This is a genomic window from Kitasatospora sp. NPDC048545, assembly GCF_040651155.1.
In the GTDB taxonomy this organism is placed as follows: Bacteria; Actinomycetota; Actinomycetes; order Streptomycetales; family Streptomycetaceae; genus Kitasatospora.
On the sequence record NZ_JBEZIQ010000027.1, the window covers coordinates 40,885 to 58,173 of the forward strand.

The 17,289-nt window shown below is 71.3% G+C and carries 15 protein-coding genes; 9 read left to right on the forward strand and 6 right to left on the reverse strand.

Features of this window, described 5'->3' with window-relative positions; translation table 11 throughout:
* Nucleotides 1-307 precede the first annotated feature (307 nt).
* Together AB0D10_RS24640 and AB0D10_RS24645 are read left to right on the forward strand one after the other, a co-directional pair.
* The gene (locus tag AB0D10_RS24640; protein WP_360260033.1) at nucleotides 308-2,761 is read left to right on the forward strand and encodes a transglycosylase domain-containing protein; all 2,454 of its coding nucleotides are present in this window, start codon (nucleotides 308-310) and stop codon (nucleotides 2,759-2,761) included.
* 156 nt (nucleotides 2,762-2,917) lie between these two features.
* Nucleotides 2,918-4,495, forward strand: a complete 1,578-nt coding sequence (locus tag AB0D10_RS24645) for a glycosyltransferase 87 family protein (protein WP_360260036.1) — start codon at nucleotides 2,918-2,920, stop codon at nucleotides 4,493-4,495.
* A 48-nt stretch (nucleotides 4,496-4,543) separates the two neighbouring features.
* On the opposite strand, the gene AB0D10_RS24650 is transcribed toward AB0D10_RS24645, so the two are convergent.
* The 3 genes from AB0D10_RS24650 to AB0D10_RS24660 all read right to left on the reverse strand — a co-directional run bounded on the left by AB0D10_RS24650 (nucleotide 4,544) and on the right by AB0D10_RS24660 (nucleotide 7,193).
* The gene (locus tag AB0D10_RS24650; RefSeq protein ID WP_360260039.1) at nucleotides 4,544-5,578 is read right to left on the reverse strand and encodes an alanine racemase; all 1,035 of its coding nucleotides are present in this window, start codon (nucleotides 5,576-5,578) and stop codon (nucleotides 4,544-4,546) included.
* A 13-nt stretch (nucleotides 5,579-5,591) separates the two neighbouring features.
* Complete coding sequence (locus AB0D10_RS24655) at nucleotides 5,592-6,710, reverse strand: peptidoglycan bridge formation glycyltransferase FemA/FemB family protein (RefSeq protein WP_360260042.1); 1,119 nt, start codon at nucleotides 6,708-6,710, stop codon at nucleotides 5,592-5,594.
* A gap of 183 nt (nucleotides 6,711-6,893) precedes the next feature.
* A complete protein-coding gene (locus AB0D10_RS24660; protein WP_360260044.1) occupies nucleotides 6,894-7,193 on the reverse strand; it encodes a hypothetical protein in 300 nt (99 codons plus the stop codon).
* A gap of 316 nt (nucleotides 7,194-7,509) precedes the next feature.
* Between AB0D10_RS24660 and rpsF the strand changes: the two genes are divergently transcribed.
* From rpsF to rplI, 4 genes are all read left to right on the forward strand, one after another.
* Nucleotides 7,510-7,800 carry a 30S ribosomal protein S6 gene (gene rpsF, locus AB0D10_RS24665; protein WP_063348486.1) on the forward strand — a complete coding sequence of 97 codons (291 nt, stop codon included), beginning with the start codon at nucleotides 7,510-7,512 and terminating at the stop codon, nucleotides 7,798-7,800.
* Nucleotides 7,801-7,896: 96 nt separating this feature from the next.
* Nucleotides 7,897-8,511 carry a single-stranded DNA-binding protein gene (locus AB0D10_RS24670; protein WP_360260047.1) on the forward strand — a complete coding sequence of 205 codons (615 nt, stop codon included), beginning with the start codon at nucleotides 7,897-7,899 and terminating at the stop codon, nucleotides 8,509-8,511.
* 79 nt (nucleotides 8,512-8,590) lie between these two features.
* On the forward strand, nucleotides 8,591-8,827 hold the full coding sequence (gene rpsR, locus AB0D10_RS24675; RefSeq protein ID WP_030059640.1) for a 30S ribosomal protein S18: 237 nt from the start codon (nucleotides 8,591-8,593) through the stop codon (nucleotides 8,825-8,827).
* 17 nt (nucleotides 8,828-8,844) lie between these two features.
* Nucleotides 8,845-9,291 (forward strand): 50S ribosomal protein L9, encoded by a 447-nt coding sequence (gene rplI / locus AB0D10_RS24680; protein ID WP_360260049.1) that lies wholly within the window; start codon nucleotides 8,845-8,847, stop codon nucleotides 9,289-9,291.
* Nucleotides 9,292-9,361: 70 nt separating this feature from the next.
* Here the strand turns inward: rplI and AB0D10_RS24685 are convergent, their stop codons facing one another.
* Complete coding sequence (locus AB0D10_RS24685; protein WP_360260051.1) at nucleotides 9,362-10,723, reverse strand: MATE family efflux transporter; 1,362 nt, start codon at nucleotides 10,721-10,723, stop codon at nucleotides 9,362-9,364.
* A 453-nt stretch (nucleotides 10,724-11,176) separates the two neighbouring features.
* Here AB0D10_RS24685 and dnaB point away from each other — a divergent pair, with 453 nt between their 5' ends.
* Both dnaB and AB0D10_RS24695 read left to right on the forward strand, forming a co-directional pair.
* A complete protein-coding gene (dnaB, locus tag AB0D10_RS24690; RefSeq protein ID WP_360260053.1) occupies nucleotides 11,177-12,817 on the forward strand; it encodes a replicative DNA helicase in 1,641 nt (546 codons plus the stop codon).
* A 76-nt stretch (nucleotides 12,818-12,893) separates the two neighbouring features.
* Nucleotides 12,894-14,366, forward strand: a complete 1,473-nt coding sequence (locus tag AB0D10_RS24695; RefSeq protein ID WP_360260056.1) for an acyltransferase — start codon at nucleotides 12,894-12,896, stop codon at nucleotides 14,364-14,366.
* 63 nt (nucleotides 14,367-14,429) lie between these two features.
* Here AB0D10_RS24695 and manA read toward each other — a convergent pair whose 3' ends face one another.
* Entirely contained in the window at nucleotides 14,430-15,626 is a 1,197-nt protein-coding gene (gene manA / locus AB0D10_RS24700) for a mannose-6-phosphate isomerase, class I (RefSeq protein ID WP_360260059.1), read from the reverse strand.
* A 330-nt stretch (nucleotides 15,627-15,956) separates the two neighbouring features.
* On the opposite strand from manA, the gene AB0D10_RS24705 reads away from it, so the two are divergent.
* Complete coding sequence (locus AB0D10_RS24705; RefSeq protein ID WP_360260061.1) at nucleotides 15,957-16,721, forward strand: polyprenol monophosphomannose synthase; 765 nt, start codon at nucleotides 15,957-15,959, stop codon at nucleotides 16,719-16,721.
* Between the two features lie 95 nt (nucleotides 16,722-16,816).
* On the opposite strand, the gene AB0D10_RS24710 is transcribed toward AB0D10_RS24705, so the two are convergent.
* On the reverse strand, nucleotides 16,817-17,230 hold the full coding sequence (locus AB0D10_RS24710) for a helix-turn-helix domain-containing protein (RefSeq protein WP_360260064.1): 414 nt from the start codon (nucleotides 17,228-17,230) through the stop codon (nucleotides 16,817-16,819).
* Nucleotides 17,231-17,289 lie beyond the last annotated feature (59 nt).

A 17,289-nucleotide genomic window follows, 5' to 3' on the forward strand; every position in this document is an offset into this window, starting at 1 on the left:
GAATGATGCCCGATTAGTTGTATTTCCGTGCTGCGTACGCTGTCGCGTGTGCACGAGGACCACCTCCGGGAGTCAGGCGGTTTGCGGGCATCCGACGTGAACCCTGCCTTCAGGCTGGAGACGCCTGGCGAGGAGTGGCTGCAAGATGAGCGATCGACGGCGAAGGACGCCCGACCCGGGCGGTGACGGGCAGCAGCCCCCGGGAGGCGGCGGCCGTCGGGGAGGGCCCGATCCGGACGAGCTGAGCTCGCCCGGGATCGGTCGTCGGCGCCCGCAGGGCGTTCGGGAGACCGCTCAGCAACCCCGGATGACCCGGGCGGAGATGCGCAAGGCCGCCCAGAAGAAGGGCAAGGGGGGCGGCCGGAGCGGTGCCGCCGCGGCGTCCGCCGCGGCCGCCGGACCCGGCAAGAAGCGCTTCATCGACTACCCGCGGTTCGGCAAGACCGGGATCCGGCGCTGGCTGCCGTCCTGGAAGCAGTGGCTGAGCGGCTTCCTGCTGGTCTTCGGCTGCTTCGTCGGCCTGGTGTTCTACCTGTACCAGACCACCCAGGTCCCAGAGCTGAACAAGCTGGTGCAGGGCCAGAACACCATCTACTACTGGGCCGACGGCTCCGAGATGACCCGCAAGGGCCAGACGAACCGTCAGATCGTCGAGCTCCCGGACATCAGCCCCAACCTGCAGAACGCCGTCATCGCCGCGGAGAACCAGGACTTCCGCACCGACCACGGCATCGACCCCAAGGGCATGCTCCGCGCCGTCTACAACATGGCGAAGGGAGGGGAGACCCAGGGCGCCTCGACCATCACCCAGCAGTACGTGAAGAACGCCTACCTGAGCCAGGAACAGACCATCAGCCGCAAGGTGAAGGAGTTCTTCATCACGCTGAAGATCGACCAGCAGCAGGGGAAGGAGGAGATCCTCAAGGGCTACCTGAACACCAGCTGGTTCGGTCGCGGCGCGAACGGGGCCCAGGCCGCCGCCCAGGCGTACTACGGGGTGGACGCCAAGGACCTCAACCTGTGTCAGAGCGCCATGCTGGCCGGCCTGCTCAAGGGTGCGGCCTACTACGACCCCACCAACCCGGCCAACAAGGAGCGGGCCGAGGGGCGGTGGTCCTGGATCCTCGACAACATGGTGAAGATCAAGGCCGTCACCTCGGAGGAGCGGGCCAAGTGCACCGCGTTCCCGGACCCGGTCCCGCTGAAGCCCAGCTCCAACATGAACGGTGAGGTCAGCTACCTGGTCGACACCGCCAACAAGTACGTGATGAACACCGACAAGGCGGTCACCCAGCAGGTGATCGACAAGGGCGGTCTGAAGATCTACACGACCTTCGAGAAGGACAAGGTCGACGCCCTGAAGAAGGCCGTCGACGACGTCAAGGCGGAGAACCTCGACCCGCAGAAGCGCCCGGACAACGACACCAACATCCAGTTCGGCTCCGCCAGCATCCGCCCCGGCGACGGTGCGATCATCGCCCTCTACGGTGGCGACGGCGTGGAGAACGGCCACTTCGACAACAACGCCGACGCCTCCGGCGTCCAGGTCGGCTCGACCTTCAAGCCGTTCGTGCTGGCGACCGCGATGCAGGTCGGCGTGCAGACCGCGAAGGGCGACGACGGCAAGCCGAAGCGGATCAACGCCGACAGCCGCTACCTGGCCGACGACATGTCCGAGATCCGCAAGCCGGACGGCTCGCTGGTGATCGGCGACGACGGCAAGCCGTACCACCAGAAGAACGAGGACGCCAGCAAGCACGGCTACGTCTCGCTGCGGCAGGCCATGCAGTACTCGTACAACGTGCCGTTCGTCCAGCTCAACCAGGACGTCGGCGGCCAGAACGTGGCCGACATCGCGGTGCAGATGGGCGTCCGGAAGGAGAGCCTCGCGGATCCGAAGACCGCGACCTTCCCGCTCGGCACCTCCACCATCAGCCCGATCCGGATGGCCACCGCCTACGGCACCCTGGCGGCCAGCGGCAAGGAGTCCGAGCCGTACTCGGTCACCAAGGTCGAGCTGAACGGCGTCGAACGCCCGGGCTTCGCCAAGAAGGACGCCAAGGTCGCGCTGGAGCCTGCGGTTGCCGACAACGTCACCGACGTCCTGGTGAACGTCGCCGCGAAGGGCACCGGTACCAAGACCCTCGCGCTGGGCCGCCCGGTGGCGGGCAAGACCGGTACCACCGACCAGAACAAGTCGGCCTGGTGGGTCGGTTACACCCCGCAGCTGGTGACCAGCGTCGCGATGTGGCGCGAGGACCCGTCCAAGCACGAGCGGCAGTCGCTCAACGGCACCGGCGGCAAGGCGTCCATCCACGGTGGTGACATCCCGACCGACGTCTTCACCCGCTACATGAAGGTCGCGCTGGCCAACGAGAAGAAGCTGGACTTCCCGAACCCGCAGCCGGTCGGCACCGAGGTCGACTCCTCCGGTGCGCCGTCCACGGCCACGCCCGTGCAGACGCCGACCACGGCGGACAGCCCGTCGGCCCCGCCGCAGACCCAGCAGCCGACGCAGCCCGCCCAGCCGCAGCCGACCCAGACCCAGAGCTGCGTGCCCGGCGTGGACTGCCCCGGCGACCCGCAGCCGACCGCGACCAAGACCAAGCCCCCGCACCCGACCAACACCTGTCTGATCCCGGGCCTGCCCGGCTGCCAGACGCCGCCGCCGACCCCCACGGACACCACGACACCGGGCGGCGGTGGGAAGCCGTCCGGCAAGCCGACCCAGACCACCCCGCCCGGCCCGCCGGGGGGGTAGTACCCGGACGAGAACCGCAACGGCGGTGGCGGCCCTCCTCGGAGGGCCGCCACCGCCGTTTTCGTCACGGTTCGCGGACCCCGCCGCTGCGGACCCCCGCAGACCGTGGCGGGGTCCTCCTCGTCCCGGCGGGAATGGTGCGGCAGGATGTCCGGCATGACGTCGAGCGATCGTGACGAAACCGCCGGGCCGGCAGGGCCCGGCGCCGCCGCAGGGCCCACCCCGGCAGCCGTCGCCACGGCCGCCCCGCCGGTCAACACCGTGGTCGTCCCGGCCGACGAGGACCCGGTGGCGGCGGCCGGCAGCGAGGTGTTCGGCGGGCCTCCCGGGCGCAGGGCGCTGCTCGGCGTCTCCTGGTGGATCCCGGCGCGCTTCCTGGCGCTCGCGGTGATCGTGGTCTCGGTGCTCGGCATGGTGCAGAAGCTGCCCTGCTACGAGCAGGCCTGGTTCCAGCCGGGCTCGCCGCAGTACATCCACGCCTGCTACAGCGACATCCCGCACCTGTTCTCCGGACGCGGCTTCGCGTCCGGGCTGCACCCGTACGTGGACCGCATCCCGGGCTCGTCGGGGGACCTGCAGTACCTGGAGTACCCGGTGCTGACCGGCCTGTTCATGCAGGTCGCGGCCTGGCTGACGCCCGGCGGGGGCAACCAGCAGAGCCAGGAGCAGTGGTTCTGGGCGGTCAACGCGGGGCTGCTGATGGCCTGCGCGGTGGTCGCGGTGGTGGCGCTCACCCGCACCCACCGGCGCCGCCCCTGGGACGCGCTGATGTTCGCGCTCGCGCCCGTCCTGCTGCTCAACGGCACGGTCAACTGGGACCTGCTCGCGGTCGCGCTGGCCGCCGTGGCGGTGGCCTGGTGGTCCGGCTCCCGGCCGGGCTGGGCCGGCGTCTTCATCGGGCTGGCCACCGCCGCCAAGCTCTACCCCCTGCTGCTGCTCGGCCCGCTGCTGGTGCTCTGCTGGCGGGCCGGCAAGTGGCGCGAGTTCCGGGTGGCGCTGGGCGGCGCGGTGGGCGCCTGGCTGGTGGTCAACCTGCCGATCATGCTCGCCAACTGGCAGGGCTGGTCGACCTTCTACGTGTTCAGCAAGCACCGCGGCGAGGACTACGGCTCGTTCTGGCTGATCCTGATGCAGACCCGCGGCGTGGGGCTGGCCGACCTCGACCTCTACATCGGGGTGCTGATGGTGCTGGGCTGCCTGGCCATAGCGTGGCTCGGGCTCTCCGCGCCGCGCCGCCCGCGCCTCGTGCAGCTGGCCTTCCTGGTGGTCGCGCTGTTCGTGCTGGTCAACAAGGTGTACTCGCCGCAGTACGCGCTCTGGTTGCTGCCGCTCGCGGTGCTGGCCCGGCCGCGCTGGCGGGACTTCCTGGTCTGGCAGGCCTGCGAGGTGCTCTACACCCTGGGCATCTGGTCCCACCTGGGCTTCGTCACCGGGCCCAAGCAGCACGGGATCGGCGAGGCCTGGTACCACTTCGCGATCGGGTTGCACCTGATCGGCACGCTCTACCTGGTCGCCCTGGTCGTGCGCGACGTCCTGCACCCGGACCGCGACCCGGTCCGCTGGGACGGCAGCGACGACCCCTCCGGCGGGGTGCTCGACCACGCCCCGGACGTGTTCGTGCTGGGCACCGCCCGGCGGCTGCGCGAGGAGGAGACCTACGCCGCGTACGCGCCGGCCGGCTCCGAGCAGTGGCTGGGAGAGCCGGAACTGCTGGAGCCGGCCGACAAGCCGTGACCCGTCACGTCCGACGGGTCACGGCTTGTCGGCCACGAGGACCCAGGCCTAGCGGTCCACCACGCGGTCGAAGTGCGTGGTGGTGTGGCGGACCTGGAGACCGAGCTCCTCGCCGATCGCCGGGGGCTCGGTCTCGCCGTCCAGGAAGAGCAGCGAGACCTGCATGTGCGGCGGCTCGGCGAACCAGAGCTGCTTGCCGGCCCAGTGGAACGGCGACTTGGTCTTGTTGACGGTCGCCAGCCCGGCCCGGGCGATGCCCTTGGCCCGCGAGGCCATGCTCTGCACGTACTTGGGCGCCTCCAGGCCGATGCCGTGCGCGGTGCCGCCGGCGACCACCAGGATGTGGCCGTCGGCCGGCGCCGGGTGCTGGCGGTAGCCGTAGCGGTCGCCCTTCTTCAGCGGGGTGACGTCCAGGACGGTGGCGCGGACCTCCAGCGCGGCGTGGTCGCCCAGCCAGAGCCGGGTGCCGATCCGGGCCCGGAAGACCGTCCCCGGGTAGCGCTGGGCCAGCTGCTCCATGCCCGCCGCGCCGAGGTGGCTCACGAACACGGTGTGCACCGGGATGCCGGCCGCGCGGGCGGTGTCCACCCAGTACGCGACCTCCTCGACCGGGCTGGAGCCGTCCGGCCGGTCCATCGGCAGGTGCAGCGCCAGGCCCTCGAAGCTGACGCCGTCCAGCTCGGCGGCGACGGTGCTCAGGTCGGCGGCGCTCACGCCGTGGCGGCGCATGGTGGTCATGCACTCCAGCACCACCCGGGTGCCGTGCAGCGTCCGCAGCGCGGCCACGCTCGCCACCGTGCGGATCACCCGGGCGTGCGGCAGCGGCAGGACCTCCTCGCCGACCCGGTAGGGGGTGAGCACCAGCAGCTCGCCGCCGTACCACTCGGCGACGTCGGCGGCCTCGTACGCGGTACCGACGGCGAGCACACCGGTGCCCAGCAGCGTCGCCTCCTCGGCCAGCCGGTGGTTGCCCAGGCCGTAGCCGTTCCCCTTGGCGACCGGCACCAGGCCGGGGAACTCGGCGAGGACGGAGCGCTGGTGGGTGCGCCAGCGTTCGGTGTCGAGGTAGAGCGACAGCGTCATCGGGTCAGCCTCCTCAGCGGCGGGACATGTAGAGGTCGAGGGCCTTGTGCAGCAGCTTGTTGAGCGGGAAGTCCCACTCGCCGAGGTACTCGGCCGCCTGGCCGCCGGTGCCGACCTTGAACTGGATCAGACCGAACAGGTGGTCGTTCTCGTCCAGGGTGTCACTGATGCCGCGCAGGTCGTACACCCCGCCGCCGAGGGCGTAGGAGTCGCGCATCATCCGCCACTGGATGGCGTTGGACGGCTTGACCTCGCGCTTGTGGTTGGCCGAGGCGCCGTAGGAGTACCAGACGTGCTCGCCGACCACGAGCATCGTGGTGGCGGCCAGCGGCTCGCCGTCGTGGTAGGCGATGTAGAGCCGCATGCGGTTCTGGTCCTCGGCGGTGAGGGCCTTCCACATCCGCTGGAAGTAGGACAGCGGGCGCGGGGTGAAGCGGTCGCGCTCGGCGGTCACCAGGTAGAGCTGGTGGAAGATCGGCAGCTCGTCGTAGCCGCCCTGGTACACCTCGACGCCGCTCTTCTCGGCCTTCTTGATGTTGCGGCGCCACAGCTGGTTGAAGTTCTTGTGGATGTCGTCCAGCGAGCGGTTGGCCAGCGGCACCTGGAAGACGTAGCGGGGCTGGACGTCGCCGAAGCCGGCGCCGCCGTCCTCGCCCTGCAGCCAGCCGGCCTTGCGCAGCCGGTCGGCCACCTCGAAGGCGCGCGGCTCGTACCAGTCGGCCTCGACGTCGCGCAGCCGCTTGGCCTGCTTGGCGGCGATGGCCTCCTTGATGGTGGGGGCGTTCCAGCGGCGGATGACCACCGGCGGGCCCATCTTCACCGAGAACGCGCCCTGCGACTTCAGGTGCGCCAGCATCGGGGAGAGCCAGCGGTCGAGGTCGCGGTCGAACCAGTCGATGACCGGGCCCTCGGGCAGGTAGGCGAGGTAGCGCTTGAGCTTGGGCAGCTGGCGGTAGAGCACCAGGCCGGCGCCGACGAGCTGGTTGGCGTCGTCGAACCAGCCGATCGACTCGGACCGCCACTCCGCCTTCACGTCGCCCCACGACGGCACCTGCATGTGGCTGGCCGAGGCGCGGCTCCTGATGAAGGCGAGGTGCTCCTCGCGGGTGATCGTCCTCAGGCGCAGGCTCATTGCTCGGTGCTCCTCGTCGGTCGGGCTGCGGTGGGCCCCAGGTTCTCGGGCTGACCTTATCGTCCGGGGTCCGGGCGCCCGTCGCGGCGGGCACGACGGCGCCCCCGTCGCGGTACCTGTCTCCTTGCAGATACGCGACGGGGGCGCCGAGGGTTCCTGGGGGCCGGAGCGGGCCCGGGCGGATCAGCCCCAGAGGCCGCCGCGGGCGATGCCGAGGTAGAAGCCGACCGCGGAGGCGCCGAGCGAGACCATCAGGACGAAGCGCTCGGCGGTGGTGACCGAGACGAACACGCCCCAGAACCCCGTGACGATGCCGGCCAGGCCGGTCCACGAGGTCAGCAGGTGGAGGCCGTGGAAGAACGAGGTGGTGAAGGCGATCACGCCCAGGACGGCGGTGAGCGCCACCAGGGTGTTCTCGCGGGGGTGCGGATGGCCGTCGGTGTTCAGCGTGAGCGCGGGCATGCGGTGGACGGACTGGGCCATTGGTCCCACCTCCAGGCGTGGAGACGAACGGGCAGGAATCCCGTTCCGTCCAGATTGCGGCGCTTGGGCCGCTCTCACAACCCCTATGCGTTTTGTTCGGCCGTACGGGTGCGGGTAGGCTGTGCCGTCTGCACTGGTGTAGCTGTGCCCCCTTGCGCCCTCTTCCGGGCGACGCCCCTGCGGGCGGGCGGGGCCGACTGTCGGACCCGGCCGCTACGGTGGGCCGGAGTCGTCACCGCGCCGGTGCCGACGCTACGCACAACCCTCCTGCCACGGAGAGACCGTGGCCGCTGAGTCCAAAGGAGGTGGGTTACCCATGCGTCACTACGAGGTGATGGTCATCCTCGACCCCTCGGTCGAGGAGCGCGCTGTCTCCCCCCTGATCGAGAACTTCCTCACGGTCGTCCGCAACGCGGGCGGCAAGGTGGAGAAGGTCGACACCTGGGGTCGTCGCCGTCTGGCTTACGAGATCAACAAGCAGTCCGAGGGCATCTACTCGGTCATCGACCTGAAGGCCACGCCTGAGGTCGTCAAGGAGCTCGACCGCCAGATGGGCCTGAGCGAGTCGGTTCTGCGGACCAAGGTCCTGCGCCCGGACACCCACTGAGCCACCTCTGAGGCCTTCGGGTCTCGGGTAGCTCGCGTCCGCTGTTTCACGTGAAACAGCGGTGAACGGACATCTTCCCGAGAGGTCATCACCACCATGGCAGGCGAGACCGTCATCACCCTCGTCGGCAATCTCGTCGACGACCCCGAGCTGCGCTTCACCCCGTCGGGTGCGGCGGTCGCGAAGTTCCGCATCGCGTCCACCCCCCGCACCTTCGACCGTCAGACGAACGAGTGGAAGGACGGCGAGAGCCTCTTCCTCACGTGCAACGTCTGGCGGCAGCCGGCGGAGAACGTGGCCGAGTCGCTGCAGCGCGGCATGCGCGTCATCGTGCAGGGCCGACTGCGCCAGCGGTCTTACGAGACCAAGGAAGGCGAGAAGCGGACGGTCTTCGAGGTCGAGGTCGACGAGGTCGGCCCGAGCCTGCGCTCGGCGACCGCCAAGGTCACCCGGGCCAACCGGTCCGGTGGTCCCGGCGGCCCCGGTGGCGGCTTCGGCGGCCAGCAGGGCGGCGGCCAGCAGGGCGGCGGCAACTGGGGTGGCGGCGGCGGCCAGCAGGGCGGCAGCTGGGGTGGAAACTCCGGCGGCCAGTCCGGCCCCTCCGAGGACCCCTGGGCCTCCGGCGCCCCGTCCGGTGGAAACCAGGGCGGCGGCTGGGGTGCCCCGTCCGGTGGTGGTGGCGGCGGCTACTCGGAAGAGCCCCCGTTCTAAGAGCTGACAGATTTCGTGCGGCCCGGCCGTCGGCGTCCCCGGACGCCCGCCGGGCCGTGAACCCCAAATGGAGCACACAATGGCGAAGCCGCCTGCTCGCAAGCCGAAGAAGAAGGTTTGCGTCTTCTGCAAGGACAAGGTCAACTACGTTGACTACAAGGACACGAACCTGCTGCGGAAGTACATCTCCGACCGCGGCAAGATCCGTGCCCGCCGGGTCACCGGCAACTGCACCCAGCACCAGCGTGACGTCGCCACGGCCGTGAAGAACAGCCGTGAGATGGCGCTGCTGCCCTACACCAGCACCGCGCGCTAAGAGAGGGTGACCAAGTAATGAAGATCATCCTCACGCACGAGGTGCCGGGTCTCGGCTCCGCCGGCGAGGTCGTCGAGGTCAAGGACGGCTACGCCCGCAACTACCTGGTCCCGCGTGGCTACGCCATCCGCTGGACCAAGGGCGGTCAGAAGGACGTCGACGCCATCCGTCGCGCCCGCAAGATCCACGAGATCCAGACCCTCGAGGCCGCCAACGACGTCAAGGGCAAGCTGGAGGGCGTCCAGGTCAAGCTGGCCGTTCGCTCCGGCGAGGCCGGCCGTCTGTTCGGCTCGGTGACCCAGGCCGACGTCGTCGAGGCCATCAAGGCCGCCGGCGGCCCGTCGGTCGACAAGCGCGCCGTCGCGATCGCCTCGCCGATCAAGACCGTGGGCACCCACAAGGTCTCGGTCAAGCTGCACTCCGACGTCCAGGCCAACCTGGACATCGCGGTCGTCGCTGCCTGAGTTCCGTAGCAGTGGCCCGAGGGCCGGGCTCCTCCGGGAGCCCGGCCCTCGGTCGTTCCCCGGGTGCCGGCTACCCGCGCACCGCTCCGGTGACCAGCCAGGCGCCGCCGCGGGCGCGCCGGACCAGGAAGCCGGCGCGGACCAGCATGAACAGGTTCATCGCCCACCAGAGCCCGGCCAGCCCGGCGCCGGTGGCCGGCACGGCGAAGGCCACCGGGGCGAACACCGCCAGGGTCGCCAGCGCCGCCCGGGCCAGGTACGGACCGTCCCCGGCCCCCATCAGCACCCCGTCCAGCACGAAGACCAGGCCGGAGACCGGCTGGCTGAGCGCGAGCAGCAGCAGGGCGGTGTCCAGCTGCGCCCGGACGGCCGGATCGGGCGTGAACAGCGGCACGTACAGCGGCCGGCCGGCCACCACCAGCAGTCCGAGCAGGACCCCCGCGCCGATGCCCCACTCGACCATCCGCCGGGTGGCGGCCCTGGCCCCGGGGACGTCCGAGGCCCCCAGGTAGCGGCCGATGATGGCCTGGCCGGCGATCGCGATGGCGTCCAGGGCGAAGGCCAGGAAGCTGAACAGCGTCATGGTGATCTGGTGCGCGGCGACCCGGTCGTCGCCCAGCCGCGCGGCCACCGCGGTGGCGATCATCAGCACCGCGCGCAGGCTGATCGTCCGCACCAGCAGCGGGCCGCCCGCCCTGGCACTCGCCCGGATGCCCGCCGCGTCCGGCCGCAGTGAGGCCCGCTCCCGGCGGGCCCCGCGGACCACCACGACCAGGTAGACGGCGGCCATCCCGGTCTGCGCGGCCACCGTGCCCCAGGCCGAGCCGGCCACCCCGAGCCCGGCCCCGTACACCAGCCCGGCGTTCAGGCCGATGTTGGCGGCGAAGCCCGCCACGGCCACCAGCAGGGGAGTGCGGGTGTCCTGGAGACCGCGCAGCACGCCGGTCGCCGCCAGCACCATGAGCATCGCCGGGATGCCCAGGGAGCTGATCCGCAGGTACGTCACCGCGTGGGGCGCGGCGGTCGGGGAGGCGCCCAGGACGTCGGCCACCCAGGGGGCCGTCAGCAGGGTCAGCAGGACCACCGGGACGGCCAGGCCGAGGGCGAGCCAGATGCCGTCGACGCCCTGCTGGACGGCGCCCCGGCGGTCCCCGGCGCCGATCCGGCGGGCGACCGCCGCGGTGGTGGCGTAGGCGAGGAAGACGAACACGCCGGTCGCGGTGGTGAGCGCCGCGGAGGCGACGCCGACCCCGGCCAGCTGGGCGGTGCCGAGGTGGCCGACGATCGCCGAGTCGGCCAGCAGGAAGAGCGGTTCGGCGACCAGCGCGCCGAAGGCCGGGACGGCCAGGGCGAGGATCTCCCGGTCGTGCCGACGCCCGGCCGGGGCGGGGGCCGGGGCCCGGGAGGTGTCGTGGGGCGGCGAGGCGGTCATGCGCTCCAGGCTACTCACCCACAGGTAATAGGTACAGATGGCCTATGACCATTACTCGAAATCCTGAGCGGCGCCGTTCGTCCGCTCGGTGCCCACAGCCGTTCGGAGGTGTGTGAAGAATTTCTCATGCACAGGCCCGGTACGGGGGAATCCCAGGTCAGCAGGTTGACGCTGGATCGATCGTCCGGTTATCCACAGGGACGTCCACAGGGGTGTCCACAGCTTTGCGGCAGTTCTCCACAGGCAGGGGCCGTTCATCCACACCCCCTGTGGATAACCGCCTTGGCGCGAGGGCGTCCGGCGCCTTAGCGTGGGCCCCTCCGACCGACACTCCCACCGCCCCCGGCGTCCGATTTGTCGGAGCCGTGGCGTACAAAGAGGAGCGGATCCGCTCCACCCAGCCACCGGCAAGGCCCGCTCCAACTCGCACCACTCGCTGATCGGGGAACACGCGTGACCGGCCCCCAGTACGACGACCACGACGCCCCGCCGCCGGAAGAGGACTGGCAGACCGCCGAGGACCCCTTCCCGGCCGGTGCCTTCGACGACGCGCCCTTCCCGGAGAGCCCCGGGGACCGGCTCCCGGTCTCCCGCGGCCGCGGCGGCCAGGGGGGCCAGGGCGGCCAGGGCGGTGGCCGCGACGGCTTCCAGAAGGGCGGCGGCTTCCAGGGCGGCAAGGGCGGCCGGAACGGCTCCGGGCGCGAAGGCGGCCAGCGGGACGGCGGCTGGCAGCGCCGGGGCGAGGGCGACGGCGAGGGCGGCTCGGACGGCTTCGAGCGCGTCCCCCCGCAGGACCTCGCGGCCGAGCAGTCCGTCCTCGGCGGCATGCTGCTCTCCAAGGACGCCATCGCCGACGTGGTCGAGGTGCTCAAGCCCGCCGACTACTACCGGCCCGCGCACGAGATGGTCCACGGCGCGATCCTCGACCTCTACGCCCGCGGCGAGCCGGCCGACCCGATCACCGTGGCCGGCGAGCTGACCAAGCGCGGCGAGCTCCAGCGGGTCGGCGGCGCCTCGTACCTGCACACCCTGGTCAACTCCGTCCCGACCGCGGCCAACGCCGAGTACTACGCCCAGATCGTCCACGAGCGCGCGGTGCTGCGCCGCCTGGTCGAGGCGGGCACCCGGATCGCCGGCATGGGCTACGCGTCCGAGGGCGACGTGGACGAGATCGTCAACGCTGCCCAGGCGGAGATCTACGCCGTCACCGAGCAGCGCACCAACGAGGACTACGCGCCGCTCGCGGACATCATGGAGGGCGCCCTCGACGAGATCGAGGCGATCGGCTCCCGGCAGGGCCAGATGTCCGGCGTGCCGACCGGCTTCGCCGACTTCGACCAGCTCACCAACGGTCTGCACCCCGGCCAGATGATCGTCATCGCGGCCCGCCCCGCCATGGGAAAGTCCACCCTCGCACTGGACTTCGCCCGGGCCTGCTCGATCCAGCACAAGCTGCCGAGCGTGATCTTCTCGCTCGAAATGGGGCGCAACGAGATCGCCATGCGCCTGCTCTCCGCCGAGGCCCGGGTCGCGCTGCACCACATGCGCTCCGGGAACATGACGGACGACGACTGGACCCGGGTCGCCCGGCGGATGCCCGACGTCAGCGAGGCGCCGCTGTTCATCGACGACTCGCCGAACCTGTCGATGATGGAGATCCGCGCCAAGTGCCGCCGGCTCAAGCAGCGCAACGACATCAAACTGGTCGTCATCGACTACCTCCAGCTGATGCAGTCCGGCGGCTCCCGCCGGGCCGAGAACCGCCAGCAGGAGGTCTCGGACATGTCCCGTAACCTCAAGCTGCTGGCCAAGGAGCTGGAAGTCCCGGTCATCGCGCTGTCCCAGCTGAACCGTGGCCCCGAGCAGCGCACCGACAAGCGGCCGATGGTCTCGGACCTGCGTGAGTCGGGCTCGATCGAGCAGGACGCCGACATGGTCATCCTGCTGCACCGCGAGGACGCCTACGAGAAGGAGTCGCCGCGTGCGGGCGAGGCCGACCTGATCGTCGCCAAGCACCGAAACGGTCCGACCGCGACGATCACGGTGGCCTTCCAGGGCCACTACTCGCGCTTCGTCGACATGACCCGGGACTGACCGCGCACGACCGATGCGGGCCCGGAGCGGGCCCCGGCCGGGGGCGAGGTCACCCGGATGGGCTAATCTCCGGCGGATGAGGACCAAGGGATCGCCGGCTCGATGGGGAGTGCGGAGGGAGCGGCAGGGCGACCGGGCCGCCGCGCCGGGGAGCCGGCTCGGCTGGCTGGACGCACTGCGCGGGATCGCCGCACTCGCCGTGACGGCCCACCACTTCGAGGTCCTGAAGCTGATCCCGGGCGGCGCCACCGTCTCGGCCCACTTCGACCTCGGCTTCTACGGCGTCATCGCGTTCTTCATCGTCAGCGGGTACATCATCCCGGCCTCGCTGGAACGGCGCGGTGACGTCCGGGCCTTCTGGATCGGCCGGGTCTTCCGGATCTACCCGGCGCTGATCGTGACCATGGTCTTCGCCGAACTGGTCCTGCCGCACGACTACCAGGTCCTCACCTTCGACGGCTACCACCACGACCTGCTCTGGCTGGCGGGCAACGGCCTGATGCTGACGGACGTGCTGGGCGTGGTGAACGGCCTCAGCATCATGTGGACGCTGACGTACGAGATGCTCTTCTACTTCTTCGTCAGCAGCCTCTTCACCTTCGCCTGGCACCGGCGCAGCGCGCCGATCGCGGTCGGGGCCGGGGCGGTCGCACTGGTGCTGGGCGTCCTGCTGCCCTCGTGGAGCCTGCAGACCAGCGTCGAGGCGATCAGGAACCTCGTGGTCGCCGCCGTGGTCGTCGTGGTCATGGGCGTGTTCTGCATGCTCAGCGGGAACGCGTCCCTGGCCCGGACCGGCGGTCTGCTGCTGGGCGGGCTCGGCCTGCTGCTGGCGTTCACCAACGGCCGGACGACCGCGTACGAGACCTTCACCATCTTCGCGACGATGTTCGCGGGCACGGTGATCTACCGGGCGCAGCACGGGCAGATCGAGCGGATCGAGGCCTGGCTGTCGGTCGGCTTCGTGGTGGTGGCGGGCGCCCTCGTGGGGCCGATGTACAACCGGGGCGCGATGGCGAACGCGACCTCGACCTTCACCTGGTCGGCGTGGACCTACGCCTACCTGGGGGCGTGGGCGTCGTTCGGCTTCTTCTTCCTGCTGCGCAGCCGGCGGATGCCCCGTCCGCTGGTGTGGCTGGGGGCGGTGAGCTACTCGGTCTACCTGCTGCACTGGGCGGTCAAGAAGTTCCTGCTGTGGCGGCTCGGCTGGGACAGCATCAACTACCCGGACAAGCTGGCCGCGATGCCGTTCGTGGAGCGGTGGTCGTGGGTGGCGGGCTACGTCGCGGTGCTGCTGGCCGTCTGCTGGGCGGTGTACCGGCTGGTGGAGCTGCCGTTCCAGAACCTGGGCCGCCGGCTGACCACGGCGGCGAACCGGCGGTGGCCGTCGCAGTCCCTGGAGCGGCCGGCGCCGGCGGCCGTGGTGGCCGTCGTCCCGGCGCAGTCCCAGGGGCCCGTGCCGGAGCCGGTGCTGGTGGCCGCGGGTTCGGCGGTGGGGCCGGGCACGGCCCCGGGCGGGGACCCGGGCGGTCAGCGGAAGCAGGCCGACTGAGCCCGGGCCGGGCGGCGGGAGTGTTCCCGCCGCCCGGCCCGCGGTCCGTGGCGCGTCAGGGGGTCAGATGGTCACCGTGGCGCGGAAGAGGGTGCCGGTGCCGGACAGGCGGGTCGGTTCGCCGGTCGCGGGCAGGAAAGCGGACCCACCGCGGGCGAGGTCCAGGACGGTGCCGTCGGCGGCGGTCAGCCGCACGCCGCCCTCGGTGCAGAGCAGGATCTGCGGGGTGCGGCCGTCGATCGCGCGCTCGACGCCGTCCAGCGCGAAGCGGGAGAGCCGGAACTCGTCGATCGGGACGGGGTAGAGCTCCTCGCCCGGGGACGCCCCGACCGGGACGGGGGTCAGCACCGCGGGGGCGCCGGCCTCGAAGACCACGACCTTCAGCAGCTCGGGCACGTCGATGTGCTTCGGGGTGAGGCCGGCCCGCAGCACGTTGTCGGAGTTGGCCTGCAGCTCGACGCAGACGCCGGACAGGTAGGCGTGCGGCACCCCGGCGCCCAGGTAGAGCGCCTCGCCGGCCCGCAGCCGGAAGTGGTTGAGCAGCATGCCGGCGATCACGCCGCGGTCGTCCGGGAAGTCCCTGGCGATCCGGGCGTACGGGGCGTAGTACCAGTCCGGGTCGCCGCTGTCCTGCTCCGCCAGCACCTCGGCGGTCTCCCGGACGGTCTTGGTGGCGGTGTCCTCGTCCATCGTGAGGATGGCGGCCAGCGTGCCGCGCAGCGCCTCGGACTCGTCCTCGACGCACAGCAGGTCGATCAGCGGGTCCAGTCCGGGCACCCCGAGCCGGGCCATCAGCTCGACGGTCTCGATCGGCCGGCGGAAGCCGCACAGGCCCTCGAACCCGCCCAGCGCGCAGACCATCTCGGGCTTGTGGTTGGCGTCGCGGTAGCTGCGCCGGGGGGCGTCCAGCGGGATGCCGAGGGCGTTCTCGGCGGCGAAGCCGGCGCGGGCCTGGTCGAGCGTGGGGTGGGCCTGGATCGACAGCGGGGTGCCCGCGGCGAGGACCTTGAAGAGGAACGGCAGGGTCGGACCGAACCTGGCCACGCTCGCGGCGCCCAGTTCGGCTTCGGGGTCGGCCGCGATCAGCTCGTCCAGCCGGCGCGGGCCGTCCCCGCGGTCGGCGCGGGACGGGTCGCCGGGGTGGGCGCCCATCCACAGCTCGGCCTGCGGCTCACCGCTCGGCTGCTGCCCGAGCAGCTCGGGCAGGGCCGTGAGCGACCCCCAGGCGTACGGGCGGATGGTGTTGACGAGCCTGTCCATGCGCGCGGTCCTACTCCTTCGCTGTCTGGGCGGGTGTGCCGGATCGCCGGGGGCGGGCCCGGCGGTGCGGGCGGTCCGGGCACGGGCAAGGGCATCGACCCTAGCCGACCGGTGTCACCCACGGGGAAACGGCGGGGGTCCGGTGGGAGTGCCATGGACGGACCGGTGGGTCCCGGGCGCGGTAGTAGGATGCCAGGACGCAGTGGTCTCCGCCCTGCGCGCAGTTCTCCACCGTGGTCATCCCGTCGGAGGGGCTGCCGGTGCAGCCGCGTTCCAGAGTGCGGGCGACGGTGTTCCGAGATTCCCCGCCATCGGCCGAGAGGTTTGTACGTGACCGTGAACCAGCAGAGTTTTGCTGATCTCGGCAGGGTCCTGGTGATCATCCCGACCTACAACGAGGCGGAGAACGTCGAGCGGATCGTCGGCCGGGTCCGTGCCGCGGTGCCCGAGGCGCACGTGCTGGTCGCCGACGACAACAGCCCCGACGGCACCGGCGAGCTGGCCGACAAGCTGGCCGTCGAGGACTCGAACGTGCACGTCATGCACCGCAAGGGCAAGGAGGGCCTGGGCGCCGCCTACCTCGCGGGCTTCCGCTGGGGCATCGACAACGGCTACGACGTCCTGGTCGAGATGGACGCGGACGGTTCGCACCAGCCCGAGGAGCTGGACCGGCTGCTGGGCGCGTTGCGCGGCGCCGACCTGGTGCTGGGCTCCCGCTGGGTGCCGGGCGGCCGGGTCGTGAACTGGCCGAAGTCGCGGCTGCTGCTCTCGCGCGGCGGCTCGACCTACTCCCGGCTGATGCTGGGCGTGCCGATCAAGGACGTCACCGGCGGCTACCGGGCGTTCCGCAAGGAGACCCTGCTGGGCCTGGGCATGGACGAGGTCGCCTCGGCCGGGTACTGCTTCCAGGTCGACCTGGCCTGGCGCACGGTGAAGGCCGGGTTCAAGGTCGCCGAGGTGCCGATCACCTTCATCGAGCGCGAGCTGGGTGCGTCCAAGATGAGCCGCACCATCGTGGTCGAGGCGCTGTGGCGGGTGACCTCCTGGGGTCTGTCCGACCGGCTGGCCCGGCTGCGCGGCGCGAAGAAGCGCTGACGACGGAGGACACGCGTGGGTGAAGGGCCCGTCCGCTGGTGACAGCGGGCGGGCCCTTCCGTGTGTCCGGGTGGGGGGCGGCCGCCCCGGCGGGGTCAGCAGCCGCCGCCCCTGAGGGCGCTCTCCGGCAGGTAGCGGTCGGCCCAGACGGCCAGTTCGTGGAGCGCGGGCTTGAGCGCGACGCCGCCCTCGGTGAGGCGGTAGCTGACCCGCAGCGGCGGGCCGGCGTCGACCTCGCGGACCACCAGTCCGGCCTCGGCCAGCTCGGTCAGCCGGTCGGAGAGCATCCGCTCGCTGATGCCCGGGACGGCGCGGCGCAGCTCGGAGAAGTAGGCCTGGCCGCCGTTGTTGAGCACGCCCAGCAGCATGCCCGTCCAGCGCTTGCCGAGCAGGGTGAAGACCCGGCCGAGGGCCAGGTCGACGTTCTGGCAGGACGCGCCGTGGGCGCCGTTGCCGCCCGTGTCGAGGGCGCTCGGGACTCCGTCGGTCACTACCTCGTGCTGGGCCATGGATCCAGCGTACTCGACAGGTCACTAGTGACTGCAGAAAAGTAAGCTGCTACCGTACT